The organism is Pantoea sp. GbtcB22 (assembly GCF_019091025.1).
Taxonomy (GTDB): domain Bacteria; phylum Pseudomonadota; class Gammaproteobacteria; order Enterobacterales; family Enterobacteriaceae; genus Pantoea; species Pantoea leporis.
This window is the reverse complement of sequence record NZ_JAGXKB010000944.1, coordinates 1-232: the sequence shown is the minus strand read 5'-3', so window position 1 is coordinate 232 and position 232 is coordinate 1. Positions and strand designations below refer to the sequence as shown.

Annotated in this window: 1 protein-coding gene; it reads right to left on the bottom strand. The window is 47.4% G+C overall.

What is annotated here, in order from left to right:
- Window positions 1-199: YdgH/BhsA/McbA-like domain containing protein (locus tag KVT28_RS27120; protein ID WP_217551434.1), on the bottom strand; the 199-nt coding region annotated here is incomplete at its 3' end.
- Window positions 200-232 lie beyond the last annotated feature (33 nt).

The window sequence follows — 232 nt, the reverse complement described above, 5'->3', positions numbered from 1 at the left end:
CTTTAGCACCTTGCTGGTCGGCTTTATGGTTTAACTGCTGACGGATATCCATTGGAGAACCGCCCACGCCGCTGACGCTGATGGTGCCCGCAGGTTGCAGATTCCCTGCCTGTTCGGCATTAATAGAATCTGCTGCAAAAGCACCAAATGACAGGGCAGAGAGAACACTTAAAGCCGCGATAGTAGTTTTAACGTTCATGATAATTTTCCTCGTCGTCTGTTTTTATCTTTT